Source organism: Spirillospora sp. NPDC049652 (assembly GCF_040675125.1).
GTDB lineage: Bacteria > Actinomycetota > Actinomycetes > Streptosporangiales > Streptosporangiaceae > Spirillospora.
On sequence record NZ_JBFAOF010000779.1, the window covers coordinates 1 to 3,527 of the forward strand.

Here is a 3,527-nt window from a genome sequence, read left to right on the forward strand (position 1 = left end):
GCTGTTGCGATCCTCGCTCGTCCCGGAGGGCGAGCGCCACCTCGTCGTAGTCGGGCTGCGCGGCGTTGGCGAGCTGGTTGCGATCCTCGCTCGTCCCGGAGGGCGAGCGCCACGCTGAACACCAGGTCGCCGTAGCTGCCGTCGATGCGGTTGCGATCCTCGCTCGTCCCGGAGGGCGAGCGCCACCACCTTGATGGCGATGACGATGGGCGCGATCACGATGTTGCGATCCTCGCTCGTCCCGGAGGGCGAGCGCCACTCGCCCCCGACGCCGGGGGCCGCCGGTGGGACGTGGACGTTGCGATCCTCGCTCGTCCCGGAGGGCGAGCGCCACCTGCCCGTTGACCAGGGCCTGGCCGCGGGCCAGCTCGTTGCGATCCTCGCTCGTCCCGGAGGGCGAGCGCCACAGGGCGTACCGCACGACGCGGCCCCGAGCGTCACGGGTGTTGCGATCCTCGCTCGTCCCGGAGGGCGAGCGCCACGCTCCACGGCCGCGCTGAACAGCATGCTGGCGTTTTTGTTGCGATCCTCGCTCGTCCCGGAGGGCGAGCGCCACGTCATCGAGCACGCTCTACTCGCCACCTATCCCCAAGTTGCGATCCTCGCTCGTCCCGGAGGGCGAGCGCCACGGTAAATGAGCTGGCAATACTACAACGAGTCGCCATCCGATCAAGAATGCAATTGGGTCACTGGTACACAAATTAGGCCAGAACCTCCTCGGAACCTCCCCGGGATTTCATGGGCACCCGGGGTTCCGAAGCATGCATCGCAGCCCACTGACGGACTCCCGGTCATGCGGATCGGCAATTGTGTTGGGAGGCAGCTGGTTCATCACGCGTCTTTCCAGTCCGTTCTGAGCTTTGAGCGCCGGCCTGACGGCGTGGAAACGGGGCAGCGGAACTCGGAGACCACATGGAGAGCTGCGGCCTTCGGTGGAGCGCGTGACGTTGCTGGTCAGGCTTGGGCTGATGGGTTGCTTGGGCTGTCAGCTGGGGTCGCTGAGGAGGGTTTGGCGGAGGACTGAGCCGGGGGCTATGGCGGTGCCGGCCAGCGGGGCGGTGAAGATCTCGGGGGTGTGGTAGACGGGACGGCCGTCGGGGCGGCGGGTGTAGGCGACGATGCCGTAGTCGATGCCGTCGTCGTGGTCGAAGGCCGTCCAGACGATCGCCTCCTGCTCGCCCTCGCGCGGGCCCTGGTTGGAGACCGGGCGGCCGTGCAGCCCGGAGCCGGGCGGGACGGCGATGATCATGGGGACGGCGAGGACCCAGCGGCGGGCGCGGAGGCGGTTCGCCTGGGCGGCGGCGCGGCGTTCGAAGGCGGCGGCGGACGCGTCGTCGCGCAGGTACTCGTATCCGGACAGCGTCAGGCGGCGGTCGCCGTCGAGGCCGCAGACGGCGGGGCACTGGCGGGCGGTGATGTTGCGTTCGAGGCGGCCGACCACGTCGAGGAGCAGGTCGAGAGTCGCCTCGTTCATGGCCGTGCCTTCCGCGCTCGGTTCGGGATCGTCCCTGGTGATCCTGCCCCTAGACGCCGCCCACGGCCATCAGCGGCGCTGGAACACGCCGGTGGACGGTCACGAAGAGCCGTTCCAGGGGACGGTTTCCAGGTTGCCGAGTTCGTTCACGGCCACGCGGTCCTCGCGGGCCAAGGCCCGGATCATGGCTGCGGCCTCGTCGCGGGTGACATACCGGCCGCGGGAGTGGCGGTGGGCGGGCTCGGGGGTCTCCAGCCACAGGCGCGGCTCGCCGGGGCCCTCCCACCTCATCTGGACGACGCCGCCCGACCGTCCGGTGAGGACGAGGTGGTTGCCGTCGGTGGGGGCGAGCGCCTCCAGCCATCGCAGGCATTCGTCCAGGGACGCCGGATGCTCCTCGCTGTCGTGCCGTCCACGCTCGGTGTCGCTCACCGACAGCGCGAGCATGTGCTCAGGCGGGTGAGGCGTCGCCAGCAGCGCGGGGTCGAAGTCGGCGCCGGAGAAGAGGGGACCGAAAACGGTTAGGGCCGCGTGCCGTGGGATGTCAACGGCGATGTCGTCGGGCTTGCCCGGGATGCTCAGGGTTCCGCGTAGGCGGTCCCATTCGCGGTGCAGTTGTAGGTCGTGCCCTCGGGTGTCCATGACCGACACGCGCACGCCGTCCGGCAAGGCGGGCAGTTGCTGTTCCAGCACCGCGGAGGCTCTCATGAGCGCCGGTTTGGAACTCCCGCGGCTGCGGCTGTTGCGCCGGAACGGGCCTCCGACGCCGCTGTCCAGGCGTCGCACGTCGGCTCTCGGTGACGGTTCGCGGGTCCAGTCGGAGTGCCGGATGGACAGGTTCTTGCCGATGACGCCGGGCCAGAAGGCCTGGCACTCCTCGCCGTCGACGGCCTCGGAGCGATGGACCGGGATGACCTGCATCCCGCGCTCGGCCAGGGGTGTGTCGTGGAAGAAGTCGGTGTGGCCGGGGCCGAGCAGGGCCGCGCGGTCCAGCGGGAATCCGGGTACGTCGATCGGACGCAGCCGGACGGTCGAACCGAGGTCGTCGGCGTCCGCGAGATCGGCCACGGCGTCCAGCAGGGCGGCCACGACGTCATCGCGGTAGCCCTTGTTCGCATGGATCACCAGGACGCGGTCGCCGCGGACCTGATAGACGAAAGTGCCGATGAACCCGCGCTCGACCAGGACGTCGTGGCGGCCGATCCGGGCGGGCAGCGCGGGATCGGCACGGTCTTCCTGGATCAGGTCCGTGAGGGACGCACCATCGGTCATGCGAGCAACCTAGTCCCTTTTGTCGCTGGCGTTCGCGTCTGCGACACGTGGCCGAACGGCCCACGCGGCACGGCGCGAGTGGTTAGCGTGCCGTTCAGTCGTCGGCGCGTGAGGTGAGAGGCGGGACCGGATGAGGTTGGGGACGCGGCCGTCGGCGCTGGCGATGGCGCAGGCGCGGACGGTGGCCGGGGAACTGGAGCGGCTGAACGAGGGGCTGCGCGTCGAGATCGTCCCCATCACTACCAGCGGCGACCGTCACCAGGGGGTCGGGGATCTGGTCGCGCTCGGCGGCAAGGGCGCGTTCGTGAAGGAGATCGACCGGGCCCTCCTGGACGGCGAGATCGACGCGGCGCTCCACTGCGCGAAGGATCTGCCTGGTGACGTGCCCCGTCCGGACGGCGTGGCGCTCGGCGCGTGCCTGGAGCGGCAGGACTCCGGTGACATCGCGGTGTTCCCGCCGGACGGCGGCGTGCGGGCCCTCGCGGATCTGCCCGCGGGCGCGCGGGTGGGGACCTCGTCAGTGCGGCGGCATGCCCAGCTCGTACAGCGGCACCCGCGTCTCACGTTCGAGCCGGTGCGGGGGAATGTGGACACCCGGCTCGCGAAGCTCGACAGAGGCGAGTACGCGGCGATCGTGCTGGCGCGGGTCGGGTTGCTGCGGCTGGGCATCGAACGCGTCCACGAACGGCTGGATATCCTTCCGGCGGTCGGGGCCGGGGTCCTGGTGTTGGAGTGCCGCGCCGGGGACCGTGCGGTGGCCGAGCCGGCCGCCCGGCTCGAC

At 70.6% G+C, this 3,527-nt stretch carries 3 protein-coding genes and 1 CRISPR repeat array; of the genes, 1 reads left to right on the forward strand and 2 read right to left on the reverse strand.

The window, feature by feature from the left end; genetic code table 11:
- Positions 1-3 precede the first annotated feature (3 nt).
- A CRISPR array of direct repeats spans positions 4-629; the repeat unit is 37 nt; unit sequence GTTGCGATCCTCGCTCGTCCCGGAGGGCGAGCGCCAC.
- Positions 630-985: 356 nt separating this feature from the next.
- Both AB0J52_RS32395 and AB0J52_RS32400 read right to left on the reverse strand, forming a co-directional pair.
- Complete coding sequence (locus AB0J52_RS32395; protein WP_500186635.1) at positions 986-1,474, reverse strand: hypothetical protein; 489 nt, start codon at positions 1,472-1,474, stop codon at positions 986-988.
- 99 nt (positions 1,475-1,573) lie between these two features.
- Positions 1,574-2,746: a hypothetical protein gene (locus AB0J52_RS32400; RefSeq protein WP_500186637.1), complete on the reverse strand. Its 1,173-nt coding sequence runs from the start codon at positions 2,744-2,746 to the stop codon at positions 1,574-1,576.
- Between the two features lie 130 nt (positions 2,747-2,876).
- On the opposite strand from AB0J52_RS32400, the gene hemC reads away from it, so the two are divergent.
- The coding region (hemC, locus tag AB0J52_RS32405) for a hydroxymethylbilane synthase (protein WP_500186638.1) at positions 2,877-3,527 on the forward strand (651 nt) is incomplete at its 3' end.

Coding starts and splice junctions, on each gene's coding strand:
- AB0J52_RS32400 (WP_500186637.1), bottom strand. CDS start 2,746: ATGACCGATGGTGCGTCCCTCACGGACCTGATCCAGGAAGACCGTGCC.
- AB0J52_RS32395 (WP_500186635.1), bottom strand. CDS start 1,474: ATGAACGAGGCGACTCTCGACCTGCTCCTCGACGTGGTCGGCCGCCTC.